General features: G+C 68.0%; 11 protein-coding genes. 4 read left to right on the forward strand and 7 right to left on the reverse strand.

Annotation, left to right across the window (positions count from 1 at the left end; genetic code table 11):
- Positions 1-3: 3 nt before the first annotated feature.
- From RQG77_RS11200 to RQG77_RS11220, 5 genes are all read right to left on the reverse strand, one after another.
- On the reverse strand, positions 4-1,263 hold the full coding sequence (locus RQG77_RS11200; protein WP_311244781.1) for a glycoside hydrolase family 28 protein: 1,260 nt from the start codon (positions 1,261-1,263) through the stop codon (positions 4-6).
- Position 1,264: 1 nt separating this feature from the next.
- The gene (locus RQG77_RS11205; protein WP_311244782.1) at positions 1,265-2,785 is read right to left on the reverse strand and encodes an extracellular solute-binding protein; all 1,521 of its coding nucleotides are present in this window, start codon (positions 2,783-2,785) and stop codon (positions 1,265-1,267) included.
- Positions 2,782-3,459 (reverse strand): DUF624 domain-containing protein, encoded by a 678-nt coding sequence (locus tag RQG77_RS11210; protein ID WP_311244783.1) that lies wholly within the window; start codon positions 3,457-3,459, stop codon positions 2,782-2,784. The genes RQG77_RS11205 and RQG77_RS11210 overlap by 4 nt, the downstream gene beginning before the upstream one ends.
- Complete coding sequence (locus RQG77_RS11215) at positions 3,459-4,412, reverse strand: sugar ABC transporter permease (protein ID WP_311244784.1); 954 nt, start codon at positions 4,410-4,412, stop codon at positions 3,459-3,461. The genes RQG77_RS11210 and RQG77_RS11215 overlap by 1 nt, the downstream gene beginning before the upstream one ends.
- A 240-nt stretch (positions 4,413-4,652) precedes the next feature.
- Positions 4,653-5,648 carry a LacI family DNA-binding transcriptional regulator gene (locus RQG77_RS11220; protein ID WP_311244785.1) on the reverse strand — a complete coding sequence of 332 codons (996 nt, stop codon included), beginning with the start codon at positions 5,646-5,648 and terminating at the stop codon, positions 4,653-4,655.
- A 69-nt stretch (positions 5,649-5,717) separates the two neighbouring features.
- On the opposite strand from RQG77_RS11220, the gene RQG77_RS11225 reads away from it, so the two are divergent.
- Positions 5,718-6,767 carry a peptidase M24 gene (locus tag RQG77_RS11225; RefSeq protein WP_311244786.1) on the forward strand — a complete coding sequence of 350 codons (1,050 nt, stop codon included), beginning with the start codon at positions 5,718-5,720 and terminating at the stop codon, positions 6,765-6,767.
- A gap of 36 nt (positions 6,768-6,803) precedes the next feature.
- Here the strand turns inward: RQG77_RS11225 and RQG77_RS11230 are convergent, their stop codons facing one another.
- Positions 6,804-7,892: a Gfo/Idh/MocA family oxidoreductase gene (locus RQG77_RS11230; RefSeq protein WP_311244787.1), complete on the reverse strand. Its 1,089-nt coding sequence runs from the start codon at positions 7,890-7,892 to the stop codon at positions 6,804-6,806.
- A gap of 89 nt (positions 7,893-7,981) precedes the next feature.
- The gene (locus RQG77_RS11235; protein ID WP_311244788.1) at positions 7,982-8,989 is read right to left on the reverse strand and encodes a LacI family DNA-binding transcriptional regulator; all 1,008 of its coding nucleotides are present in this window, start codon (positions 8,987-8,989) and stop codon (positions 7,982-7,984) included.
- Positions 8,990-9,139: 150 nt separating this feature from the next.
- Between RQG77_RS11235 and RQG77_RS11240 the strand changes: the two genes are divergently transcribed.
- The 3 genes from RQG77_RS11240 to RQG77_RS11250 are packed head-to-tail and all read left to right on the forward strand — an operon-like array spanning position 9,140 to position 12,746.
- Positions 9,140-10,669 carry a sugar ABC transporter ATP-binding protein gene (locus RQG77_RS11240; RefSeq protein ID WP_311244789.1) on the forward strand — a complete coding sequence of 510 codons (1,530 nt, stop codon included), beginning with the start codon at positions 9,140-9,142 and terminating at the stop codon, positions 10,667-10,669.
- Positions 10,666-11,697, forward strand: a complete 1,032-nt coding sequence (locus tag RQG77_RS11245; protein ID WP_311244790.1) for an ABC transporter permease — start codon at positions 10,666-10,668, stop codon at positions 11,695-11,697. Before RQG77_RS11240 ends, RQG77_RS11245 begins: the two co-directional genes overlap by 4 nt.
- On the forward strand, positions 11,694-12,746 hold the full coding sequence (locus RQG77_RS11250; RefSeq protein WP_311244791.1) for an ABC transporter permease: 1,053 nt from the start codon (positions 11,694-11,696) through the stop codon (positions 12,744-12,746). The genes RQG77_RS11245 and RQG77_RS11250 overlap by 4 nt, the downstream gene beginning before the upstream one ends.
- Positions 12,747-12,790: the final 44 nt, after the last annotated feature.

The following is a 12,790-nucleotide window of genomic DNA, read 5'->3' on the forward strand; positions in this document are numbered from 1 at the left end:
CCGTCATCGGGCGACCTCCACGGTGTCGTCGGCGACCAGGTCAGGGCCGATCACGCCGTCGAGGCGCAGGCCCGAGATGCGCAGGCCCGTGATGAACTGCGCCTGGATCCCCGCCGCGGCCATCGCCGGAACGCCATCGGCCATCGCAGGAACGGCCGGCTCGGCATCCGGCGCGAACGAGATGCTCACGTGGTCGAGCGAGACGTCGTCGAGCGGTGCCTCGGGCAGACCCGAGATGAACGCGGCGCAGGACTGCACGTTCGTCGCGGTGATGTGCGAAAGGTGGATGCCGCGGAACCGCGGCGTGCCCCCGTCGACTGGCTGCGGCGAGCGATCCGACACGATCGGCAGCTTGCCTTCGGGCCCGCAGAAGTAGAAGGGGTTGATGACGAGCGGGCACATGACCCGGTCCATCACGATGTTGGACACGCGCACGTCGGCGACGGTGCCGCCGCGGCCGCGTCGTGACTTGATGCGGATGCCGCGGTCGGTGCCCTGGAAGACGCAGTTCGAGATGACGACGCCGCGCACGCCGCCGGACATCTCACTGCCGATCACGACCCCGCCGTGTCCGTGGATCATGGTGCAGTTCGTGATCGCGATGTTCTCGCACGGCACGCGATCGGGTGATCCCTCGCTGCCGGCCTTGATCGCGATGCAGTCGTCGCCCACGTCGATGTGACAGTCGCTGATGCGCACGTTGCGGCAGGATTCGGGGTCGATGCCGTCGGTGTTGGGGGAGTCGGGCGGGTTGATGATGCGGATGCCGGTGATCCGCACGTCGTCGCTGAGCAGCGGATGCACGGTCCAGGCGGGGGAGTCGCGCAACGTCACACCCGCGATCTCGATCCGCGAGCATCCGTGCAGACCGATCAGGGTCGGACGCGGGTGCGCCAGGGTTCCGGCGCGGAACGCCGCCCACCACCATGCGCCGCCGCCGTCGACCTCGCCGCGACCGGTGATCGCGACGTCGACGGCATCCTTGGCGTAGATGCACGGGGAGTGGATGGTCGTCGAGGCGCCCTCCCAGCGTGCCTCGACCGGAGGATAGAGGGCGGGATCGGCGACGAATCGCAGCACCGCCCCCGCCTCGAGGTGGAGTTCCACGCGGGAACGCAGGCGCAGAGCACCGGTCTCGTGCACGCCGGGGGAGACGCTCACGCGACCGCCCCCCTCGGCGGCTGCCCGATCGATGGCATCCTGAAGCGCGCGCGTCGTGCGCTCGACAGTGCTCTCGCTGCTCTGCACCTGCGTTCCGCTCATGTCACTTGCTCTCGGCGTACGAGGCGGTGAACTCCTCGATCATCGTGTCGAGTCCCTGTCCGCCGAGCTTGTCGATCGCGGCCTCGTAGCCGTCCATGTCGATCTGGCCGACCATGTACTTGTTGTACGCGTCGTTGGCCGCCTGCTGGATCGTCGACCAGCTCTGGTCGAAGGCCGCCGAGGTCAGCGGCTGCGTCGGGTCGACGATCGCGAACTCGGCGTTCTCGGCGATCTTCTCGTTGCCCTCGTCGACGTACGGAGCGGAGCTCTTGAACGTCGTGACGATGTCAGACGGTCGCGACGAGTTGTAGGGCTGCACTTCCTGCTCCCACTTGGCCTGATCGGTGATCGAGACGACGCCGTCGCCGTCGACCGAGTAGTGCTCGCCCTCGATGCCGTTCGTCATCAGTGCGAACGCCTCTTCGTCGAGCAGCTTGTCGATGAACGCGAGGATCGACTTCAGCTCGGCCTCGTCCTTCACCTGCGTGGTCGACAGCGCCAGCCATCCGCCGAAGCCGCCGCCCGTGTCCGAGAGGGTGCGACGCGGCACGTCTTCGAAGGTCATGTCATTGACGAGTGCCCAAGCCATGGGGGTGTTCGGGTCGGCGCTCAGGGCGAGGTTCATGTAGTTCTTCGCCTCGAACAGACCCGTCACGACGATCCCGCCCTTGCCCTGTGCGATCGCGTCCTGCTGGTTCTGCTTCTGCATCGTCACAAACTCGCCGTTCACCGCACCCTGCTCGTACAGGCCGCGGTACCACTCCATCGCCTGCTTGAACTCGTCGGTCTGGAACGACGGGACGACCTCGTCGTCATCCGTGACCGCCCAGTTGTTCCCCGCACCGAAGTGGCCGGCGAGCGACTTGAAGCCGAGCTTGAAGCTCTCGAGCCGATCGATGAAGCCGGTGGTGTCGTTCTGGCCGTTGCCGTCGGGATCCTGCGTCGCGAACGCCACCGCCACCTCGCTGAGGTCCTCGATGGTGTGCGGCGTCTCGAGACCGAGGTTGTCGAGCCAGTCCTGGCGGATCAGCACTCCGTAGCGGGCCTTCGGCTTCTGGAACGGCACGCCGTACAGGTGGCCGTCGACGCGGGCCGATGCGATGGTCTGCTCGTCGATCTGCGACAGGTTGGGGTAGTCCTCGAGGTACGGCTCGACGTCCCAGAACTGACCGGACTTGAGCGCCTGGCGCACCGAGGTGTTCGTGGTGTTCGTGATCGAGGTGATGTCGGCGAGGGTGTCGGACGCGAGCGCCGCGTTGATCTTCTCGTCCTTCGACGCATCGGGCACCCACTGGAAGTTGAGCTCCGTGCCGGTGTACTCCTCGAGCGCGGTCTGGATCGGACCGTCCGATTCCGGCGTCGTGGGGGTGTGGAGCATCGTCATCCAGGTGACGCTCTCGGGGGGCTTCACATCGCCGCCGCCGTCTCCCGTCGCATCGCCCGACGAGCCGCACGCGGTGAGCGCGAGTGCTGCGACGGTGACGGAAGCGACGGCGATTCCGAGCCTGGAGTGATTCCTCATTGTGATCTTCCTCTCGCAAGGTGGAGCAGGGCCGGCGAGGTCTCGCGCGGCATGGGGGGTGAGGTCTGGGTCTCTTCGGCGGCGAGCCGGCCGAAGACGGTGCGGGTGACGGCGCCGATCGCGGCGGCGGGGATGCCGATGCCGAAGAGCACGAGGATCGGCAGCGCGAAGGAGGCGAGCAGCCACACGACGCCGGCGACGGCTGCCGTGGCGACGATCGTCCAGTGCAGCGAGCCGAGGCCGATGAGCAGCGCGGCGACGATCTGACGGTGGATGCCGCGGGTGTCGGTGGCCGCCATCACCGGGAACACGTATGCGGCGATGATGCCGATCGCGACGAGCGCCACCACGTTCACGAACTGCAGCAGCCAGCTGGAGCCGGTGAAGATGTTCGTGACGACGATCGCGGTGGCGGCGAGGAGGATCGCCCCCATCGCCGTGGCCGGCCAGTAGCGGGCGCGCAGGTGCCCGATGAAGGCGGCGGTGACGGGTGGAGTCTCGCCGCGGCGGAACCAGCCGTCGAGGTACGCGGCGACCGCGTACGACGCCGGGCCGATGCCGAACACGACGAGTCCGAGAACGGTCGCGGCGACCCACAGCAGGTTGAGGTAGGCCACCCGGTAGACGGCCCGGAGGAACAGGTTCAGGCGCATGAACGCTTCGTAGGAGAACATCAGTACACGCCCTCCTCGCCGAGCTTCTTGGCGAGTTTGTTGGCGCCGATGACGAGGATGAGCCCCACGAGCCCCTTGAACAGACCGACCGCAGTCGCGTAGCTGAGCTGGCCGTTCTGGATTCCGGCGGTGTAGACGTAGGTGTCGAAGATCTCGCCGACTTCGCGGTTCAGCGAATTCAGCATCAGGAACATGTGCTCGAACCCGAGCTCGAGGAAGTCGCCGATCGCGAGGATGAACATCACGATGATGGTCGGGCGGATCGCCGGCAGTGTGATGTGCCAGGTCTGCAGCCAGCGTCCGGCGCCGTCGAGCTCGGCGGCCTCGTAGAGCTCCATGTCGACGCCGGTCATCGCGGCTAGGTAGATGATCGTGCCCCAGCCCGCTGTCTTCCAGATCTCCTGGATCGTGTAGAGCGGTCGAAGCCAGTCGGGATCGGTGAGGAACGGCACCGCCTGCATGCCCCACGACTCCAGCAGCCTGTTGATGCTGCCGCCGTCGGTGGTCAGCAGCACGTAGAAGAGCGAGACGACGATGACCCACGACATGAAGTGCGGCAGGTAGATGACCGTCTGGATGCTGCGCTGGAACAGCTTCGAGCGCAGTTCGTTCAGCAGCAGCGCGAGGATGATCGGCACCGGGAACGCGAAGATGAGCAGGAGCAGCGAGACGGTCACCGTGTTGACCAGCAGCATCACGAACGTGCTCTCGCTGAAGAACCGGATGAAGTGCTCGAAACCGACCCAGGGGCTGCCCGCGATGCCGCGGAACGGCGAGTAGTCCTGGAAGGCGATGACCAGGCCGCCCATCGGCACGTACTTGAAGATGATGAAGTACGCGATGCCGGGGACGGCCATGAGGTAGAGCGCGCGCTGGCGCCAGATGCTCTGCCACCACGGGCGTCTGCGGTACGTGGCGGGTGCCTGCCCCGCCGTCGCGTCAACGCTCACCATCGGTGCGCCTTCCTGTTCTCGTCATCGAGGTCGGGTGCTGAGAAAATGAGAAAGCGTTTCCTCAAGTAACCGGTTTCCCGAGATTAGCATGGGAGGCAGGAGCCGACAACAGTCAGTTCTGCGCACATGTGCCGCGCGTCCACGGGGTGCCCGGGCCCGTGCTCGGCACGTGCTCCCGCCCCGCGCGCCAGGGCCTCAGCGACCTACGCGACTACCGGGGCGGGAGCGCGCACCTCGGCATCAGCTCCTGACGGGACCCGTGCTCGAGCGGACGACCACCTTCGGCGTGAAGGTCGCAGACGCGACGGGTTCGCTTCCGGTGAGCAGCGCGTGCATCGCGTCCCAGGCCAGTCGCCCCATCTCGGCGGCGGGCACGGTCGCCGTCGTGAGCGGTGGCGTGGTGTACGCGGCGAACGGGATGTCGTCGAAGCCCGTGATAGAGAGATCCTCCGGCACCCGCAGGCCTCGGGTCGTCACCGCGGACAGCAGGCCCATCGCGACGAGGTCGTTGAACGCCAGCACGGCGGTCGCGCCGCTCTCGACGACGGCGTCCGCCGCTGCGGCGCCGCTGTCGAAGTCGACGCCGGCGGGGATCTCGACGAACTCGAGACCGCCGATCCGCTCCGCATCCGCGATAGCCCGCGCGCGTGCCTCTCCCGATGCGCTGGCGACGACTCCCGAGAGAAAGGCGATCCGGCGGTGTCCGAGGTCGCGCAGATGCGCGATCAGCTCGGCCATGGCGGCCTCGTAGTCGGCCGCGACCGTCGGCACGTCGACCTGCGGGGGGCGGTTGATCACGACGGCCGGAGCGACCGACGGCAGCAGTGCAGACAGCTCGCTCTGCGGCAGGCGCGGGGCGCAGAGGATCACTCCGTCGGTGCGACGCCGCGTGGTCGTGGCGAGCGCGACCTCATCGCCGACCTGCTCGGCGGTGTCCGAGATGAGCACGTGATAGCCGTCGGTCGCGGCTGCGCGGCTGAGGCCGTGCAGGATCGCCTGGAATGTCGGGTTGCCCAGATCGGGGATCATGACCGACACCGTCTGCGTCTGCCCGAGCACGAGGCTGCGAGCGAGGGGGTTCGCCGTGTAGCCGAGTTCCGCTGCTGCGGCCTGCACGCGTTCGACGAGCACCGGGTCGACGGTGGGGTTGCCGTTCATCGCGCGGGAGACAGTGGAGAGCGAGACGCCGGCGAGCTTCGCGACGTCGGTGATGCCTGCTCGGGTGGAGCGTGTCATCAGGGTCCCCTCTTCCGCGAATGGCGGCGGATGTGGTCATATGTGAGAAAACGTTTGCTAGGAGTTCTCATGGTCGGGTCGTCTAAGGATCGTATCGAGAAGCAGGACAGAGTGTCCCGAGTGCGCCGGGGTGCCGGGGCGCCGATCCTGATCACCTCTCACGAGGCGGTGTCCTGGTACCTCGAGGGGGTGCGCACGCACGTGTCGCTGGCCGGTCCGCCGGTGCTGGCGGTGCGCGCGGACGCCGACGGAGACACGCTGTTCGTCGCGGACAACGAGGCAGATCGTCTGATCGCCGAGGAGTTGCTGCCGCCGGATGTCGATCGGATCGTGCGGGTGCCGTGGTGGACTCCGCCGGCGGTCGCGGCGGCGGAGGACGCCGGCTCGGCGTCGGCCGTGGGAGAAGCTGCGGTCGCCGGGGAGCTGCGCGCAGCACGGGCACGCATGCTGCCGGCTGAGACCTCACGCTATCGCTCGCTCGGCCGCGATCTCGCGCGCGCCGTGACGGATGCCCTGGCGGGTGGCGTCAGACCAGAGAGCAGCGAGTGGGACGCCGCGTCGGTTCTCGCCGCCGGGCTCGTGTCCCGAGGCATCGATCCACTGGTCGTGCTCGTGACGGGCGCCGCCCGTGTCTCGTATCGGCATCCGCTTCCCACGGCCGCGCTGCTGGGGGAGCGCGCCATGATCGTGGTGTGCGGGCGCCGTGACGGCCTGATCGCCAACGCCACGCGCTGGATCGGTGCCGGCGTCGACGATGAGCCGATTCTCGGAGTGGAGCGCGCGTTCCTCGACGCCTCGGTGCCGGGAGCCCGCCTCGACGAGGCGTTCGACGCAGGATGCGCGGCCTATGAGCGCTTCGGGTTCGACCCCGAGGAGTGGCGGCGGCACCATCAGGGTGGGCCGACCGGCTATGCCGGGCGTGACCCGCGCGCCACGGCATCCACCCTAGATCCGCTCGTCGAGAATCAGGCGTTCGCCTGGAACCCGTCCGCGCCCGGCGCCAAAGTCGAAGACACCATGCTGCGCAGCGCCGACGGCTGGGAGGTTCTCACCGTCGACGAGCGATGGCCGTCGGTCGAGTACGGGGGGATGCGGCGCCCGACCACGCGCGGCTACTGAGTCCCGAGTCCGGCGGGCGTCACCCGCCAGGCCGAGTCAGACGGCGAACGCGGCCCCGACCTCGCTGAACAGTGCTCCCGAGCGCGCGGCCCGCTCGACGATCTCCTGGATTCCGTCGATCGTGGCGAGCGGAGACTCCCGATCGGTGAGCACCGTGATTTCGGAGACGGGCACGGGAGCGGGCCGAGGGGCGGTGCGCACGGCTTCGAGCACCGTCATGAACGCTCCTGCCTCGACCAGCGGCGACGACAGCGCGGTGGCGTGCTCGCGGTGGTCGAAGAGCTGTTCGACGAGGTCGGTGCGGCCGGTGTGCTCGATGCGTCCGTCCGGGTAGGTCAGCTCGTCTGTCGTGTATCCGAAGAGCACGTCGACCTCGGGGGTGCGCACTTCGATCAGCGGGGCGGTCTGCTCGGGGCTCGCGAGAGTCAGGGCTGCAGTGACGCGAAGTCCGTCTCGCAGCGTGACGCGCAGGCTCGACGTGTCGTCGGCTTCGATGTCATTGGCGCGGAACAGCTCGAGCTCGATGCGCTCGACGTCTTCGCGACGCCGGGCGCCCGCGATCCGCAGTGCGGTGGCCACGGCGTGTGCGAGCGGGTTCGTGACGACGCCGTCGACGATGGGTGTGCCGTTCAGCATCCGCTTGCCCGCCCAGGCTGAGCGCGACCAATACGCGGCATCCCGAGACCAGGTCGCCCAGGTCGCGACCGAGGTCGGTCTGCCGAGGGCGGCGAGATCTTCGAGGGCGTGCGATCCGAAGCTCTGGAAGCCGATCTGCACGCTGCGCCCCGAGGCTCGCTCGGCTGCCAGCAGGTCGAGGAACTGCGCCATCGTCGCGACGGGAGGCTTCTCGAGGTAGACGTCGGCGCCGGCCTCGAGGGCGGCGAGTGCGAGGGAGTGGTGGGTTCCGGTGGGGGTCGCGATGATCACGACATCGGATCGCACGTCGGCTGCGAGTGCGGCGTCCAGGCTCGGGTACGCCGGGACATCCGACCCGTAGCCCTCTGCGGGTGGGCCCGCGGGGTCGGCGATCGCGACGAGCCGAGCGCGATCGGACAGGCGCTCGAGATTGCGCAGGTGCGAGGCGCCGAATCCGCGAGCGCCGACGAGCAGAACGTCATGGATCATCGTGCCCAGCCTTTCGGTGTCTGCCCATCATAACGGAAAGCGCTTACCGGAGAAAGGGAGGGGAGTGGGAATCATCTCAAGGCCCCTCGTCAGCCGCCGGTGGAGCGGCGGACGATCAGCTCGGGCGGGAAGACGGTCTGCCGCGGGATGCTCTCGGGGTCGGCCGCCTCTTCGAGCACGATGCGCAGCGCGGTGCGGCCGATCATGCGACTGGGCTGGCGGATGGATGACAGGGGCACGGCGGCAGCCGCAGCGAACGGGTTGTCGTCGAAGCCGATCAGTGCGATCTCGTCGGGTACGAGCACACGGCCACCCGACACGAGCGACTGCAGCAGTCCGAGGGCCAGCAGATCGTTGGCGGCGAAGAGCGCATCCGGCCACTCGCGCCGCGGGCGCGTGAGCAGCCTGGCACCGGCGGCGACACCCTCTTCGACGGTCATCGCCGAGGTCGGCACGACTTCGAGTTCGACATGCACCGCCGCGTTCTCGGCTGCGGCGCGTGCTCCCGCGAGCCGATCGGTGACCTGACGCATGTCGAAGGGGCCGCCGACGAAGGCGATGCGTCTCCGCCCGCCGTCGATCAGGTGCTCGACGGCCAACCTGCCACCGGCGACGCTGTCGACCGAGACCGACGAGAACCCGCTGTCGGCGCTGAACCGGTCGACGAGAACGGTCGCGATGCCGCTCGCGCGGAATCGGCGCAGCTGCGTCATGACATCGCCGTACGGGGCGATGAGCAGACCGCGCACCTGCTGTTCGCGGAACAGGTCGAGGTAGACCTTCTCGCGAGAGGGATCGTCGTCTGTGTTGCCGTAGAGGATCGCGATGCCGTGGCTGGATGCCTCGTCTTCGGCACCGCGCACCACGTCGTTGTAGAACGGGTTCTGTCCGTCGAGCACCACGAACCCGACGGTCGTGCTGACGCCTGCGCGGAGTTTGCGAGCCGCATCGTTGCGCACATAGCCGAGCTCTTCGATCGCCTGCGTGACGCGCTCGACCGAGTCGCTGGAGACCTCGTCAGGACGGTTCAGGACATTCGAGACCGTGCCCACCGAGACGCCCGCACGGACGGCGACATCGCGGATGCTGATCGGCATTCGGCTGTCCTCTCGTCGTCGGGCGGATCACGCTTCGGCATCGGGGGTTGACCTGAGACCGGCATCACATACACTAGCCTGAAACCAACCTGAATCGATTCAGGTAAAGTTCATTCCGATCATCATCCCCCTCAACGGAGAGGAAAGCCAGTGGTAGACGCAGCCTCCGCCCGCAGCGCTCCCCCCACCGCGCTCGAGCTGCATCGGGTCGTGAAGTCCTTCGGCCCCGTCGTCGCACTCCGCTCCGGCAGCCTGACGCTCCGCCCCGGTTCCATCCACGCCCTCATCGGCGAGAACGGTGCGGGCAAGTCGACGCTCGTGAAGATCATGGCCGGTCTTTACCGCCGTGACTCCGGGGACTTCCGCCTGCACGGCGAAGAGGTCGACTTCACCAGCACGGCCCAGTCGAAGGCCGCGGGCATCGCGGTGATCTACCAGGAGCCGACGCTGTTCCCCGACCTCTCGGTCACCGAGAACATCTTCATGGGGCGCCAGCCCACCGGCTTCCTCGGCCGCATCGACCGCAAGGCGATGCGCACCGAGGTCGACCAGATCTTCCGTCGCCTGGGCGTGACGCTCGACCCCGATCGCATCACCGAGGGACTGTCGATCGCCGACCAGCAGATCATCGAGATCGCGAAGGCGATCTCGCTCGATGCGAGCGTGCTGATCATGGACGAGCCGACGGCCGCGCTCAGCGGTGTCGAGGTCGACCGTCTGTTCGCGGTCGCCCGGAGCCTGCGCGACGAGGGCCGAGCGATCCTCTTCATCTCGCACCGCTTCGACGAGGTGTTCGACCTGTGCGACACGGTCACGGTCATGCGCGACGGTGCATATATCGACACGACCGCCATCGCCGAGACGACGGTCGACGACCTCGTCCGTCAGATGGTCGGCCGCGATGTCACGGAGCTGTTCCCCAAGCAGGATGCCGTCGTCGGCGAGCCGCTGCTCGAGGTCACGAGCCTCACCCGCCCCGGCGTCTTCCATGACATCTCCTTCACCGTCCGGGCGGGCGAGATCGTCGCCCTGGCCGGCCTCGTCGGCGCAGGCCGCTCTGAGGTGGCCCGCGCGATCTTCGGCGTCGACCCGTATAGCGAGGGCGAGGTGCGGATGCTGGGCGCAGCCGTCGCCCGCCGCAACCCGACCGCCGCGATGCGCAGCGGACTCGCGCTCGTTCCCGAAGATCGCCGCAAGCAGGGTCTCGTGATCGATGCGGGCGTCGGGGGCAACATCACCCTCGCGATCCGTCGGCGTCTGTCGAAGTGGGGGTTGATCACCAGCGGCATCGAGAACCGCGCGGCCAAGGAGTGGGCGTCCCGTCTCGAGGTCAAGACGCACGCGCTCGACACCGTGGCATCCACCCTCTCGGGCGGAAACCAGCAGAAGGTCGTGCTGGCCAAGTGGCTGGCTACGGATCCGCGCGTCCTGATCATCGACGAGCCGACCCGTGGCATCGACGTCGGCACGAAGTCCGAGGTTCACCGGCTGCTGTCGCAGCTCGCGGGCGAAGGCCTGGGGATCCTGATGATCTCGTCCGAGCTGCCCGAGGTCCTCGGCATGGCCGACCGGGTGCTCGTGATGCGCGAAGGCCGCATCACCGCCGAGATCTCCCGCGACGCCGCCACCAGCGAGAACGTCATGTTCGCCGCCACCCACTCATCGGAGCTGCACTCATGAGCACCACCACCGCACCCGCGGCCGCCGCTCCGGCGATCGCCAAGAAGCCGGGCGGCATCGGCCGTGCGCGAGAGTTCGGCATCCTCGCAGCTCTCGTGCTCGTCGTGATCGCCGCCACGGTGAAGAACCCCGCCTTCCTCTTCAGCTCCGACGGCTGGCGCGATCTGCTGCTCACTCCGTCGATCCTCATGCTCGTCGCGGTCGGTCAGGCGATCGTGATCATCACGCGCAACGTCGACCTGTCGGTCGGATCGGTCATGGGGCTCACGGCCTACCTGACCGGACGCCTGTTCGTCGACGTGCCCGGCATCCCGATCGTCGTCGTCGTGATCGCAGCCGTGCTGCTCGGCGCTTTCCTCGGCCTCGTGAACGGCGCGCTGGTCGCTTTCGCGAAGGTGCCGGCCATGGTGATCACCCTCGGCACGCTGTATGCCTACCGCGGTATAAACGTGCTGTGGACCGGCAGCGACCGCATCAACGCCTCCGACATGCCCAAGGGCTTCCTCGCTCTCGGCACCCAGCAGATCCTCTTCATCCCGGTGCTGACGATCATCGCGGTGATCGTGCTCGCGCTCGCCGCCTGGTATCTGCGCAACATCCGCGGTGGTCGTGAGTACTACGCGATCGGTTCCGACCCCTCGGCCGCAGAGCTCTACGGTCTCAAGGTCACCCGTCGCGTGCTCTCGGCATTCGTCCTCTCGGGCGCGCTCGCAGGTCTCGCCGGCGTCTTCTATGCCGCGCGATACGGATCCATCAGCTCGCAGGCCGGCAGTGGCTGGGAGCTGGATGCGGTCGGTGCAGCCGTCATCGGCGGCATCGCGATCACCGGCGGTGTCGGCACGGTCTGGGGCGCGGCCATCGGCGCGATGCTCCTCATGACCATCAACCGTGCGCTGCCCATTCTCGGCATCCCGGACTTCTGGCAGCGCGCCGTGGTGGGTGTGCTCATCATCGGGGCCATCGTGCTCGACCGGGTGCTCGCGGTCAGACAGAGACGCCAGCTCATCGAGGCGAGGGACGAATCATGACCACGACAACGACGACCACGTCGACGCGCGTCATCCGCGACTACGACCGTCCGCTCTGGCGACGCGTCTTCATCAACCGCGAGTTCGCGATCATCGCCCTGCTGGTGCTCGTGACCATCGTCGCCGCGGTGTCGATCCGCGGCTTCGCGCAGCCGATCACAGCGAACTACCTGCTGCTCGACGTCGCGCCGATCCTGCTGATCGCCCTGCCGATGACGCTGGTCATGATCACCGGCGAGATCGACCTCTCGGTCGGATCGATGGTCGGACTCGCCAGCGTCGTCACCGGTGTGCTCACCGAGTCGGGTGCGCCGTTCGAGGTCGCAGCCCTCGCCGCCCTGCTCGTCGGGGTCGTGGGCGGCGCGTTCAACGGTTTCCTCGTCACGATCGTCGGCCTGCCCTCCCTCGCCGTCACGATCGGCACGCTCGCGCTCTTCCGCGGTCTCGCGGTAGGCCTGCTCGGCACCACCGCCGTGACCGACTTTCCCGAGACCTGGACCGCTCTCGCGAAGGCGAAGATCGCCGGAACCACGATCCCGTACATCGTGATCCCGTTCCTGATCCTGCTGGTGCTGTTCGTCGTGCTGCTGCACTTCACGCCGTTCGGTCGTGGGGTCTTCGCGATCGGCCTCTCGAAAGACGCCGCGCGGTTCTCGGGTGTCAACGTCGAGCGCACGAAGTTCATCCTGTTCGTGCTCTCGGGCGTCGTCGCCGCCTTCGCGGGCATCTTCTACACGCTGCGGTTCGGCAGCGCCCGAGGCGACAACGCCACGGGGCTCGAGCTGCAGGTGATCGCGGCCGTCGTGCTCGGCGGCGTCTCGGTCTTCGGCGGTCGCGGGCACCTGCACGGTGTCGTCGCCGCGGTGCTCCTGATCGGGGTGCTCGGCAGCAGCCTTCGCCTCGCGGGCGTCACCTCCGACGTCATCAACATCATCACCGGCGGTCTGCTGATCTTCTCGGTCGTCGCGGCCAGCGTCCTCGCCTGGGCGCAGCGCGTCCGTGCGAAGGCCGGCCCGCCGCTCCGCGTAGCAGCCTCTCCCGCACCATGAGGCAGCCTCACATCGCCGGCACCCGCCAGCGGTGATCATCACGA

The organism is Microbacterium sp. WCS2018Hpa-23, from assembly GCF_031843845.1.
GTDB lineage: Bacteria > Actinomycetota > Actinomycetes > Actinomycetales > Microbacteriaceae > Microbacterium.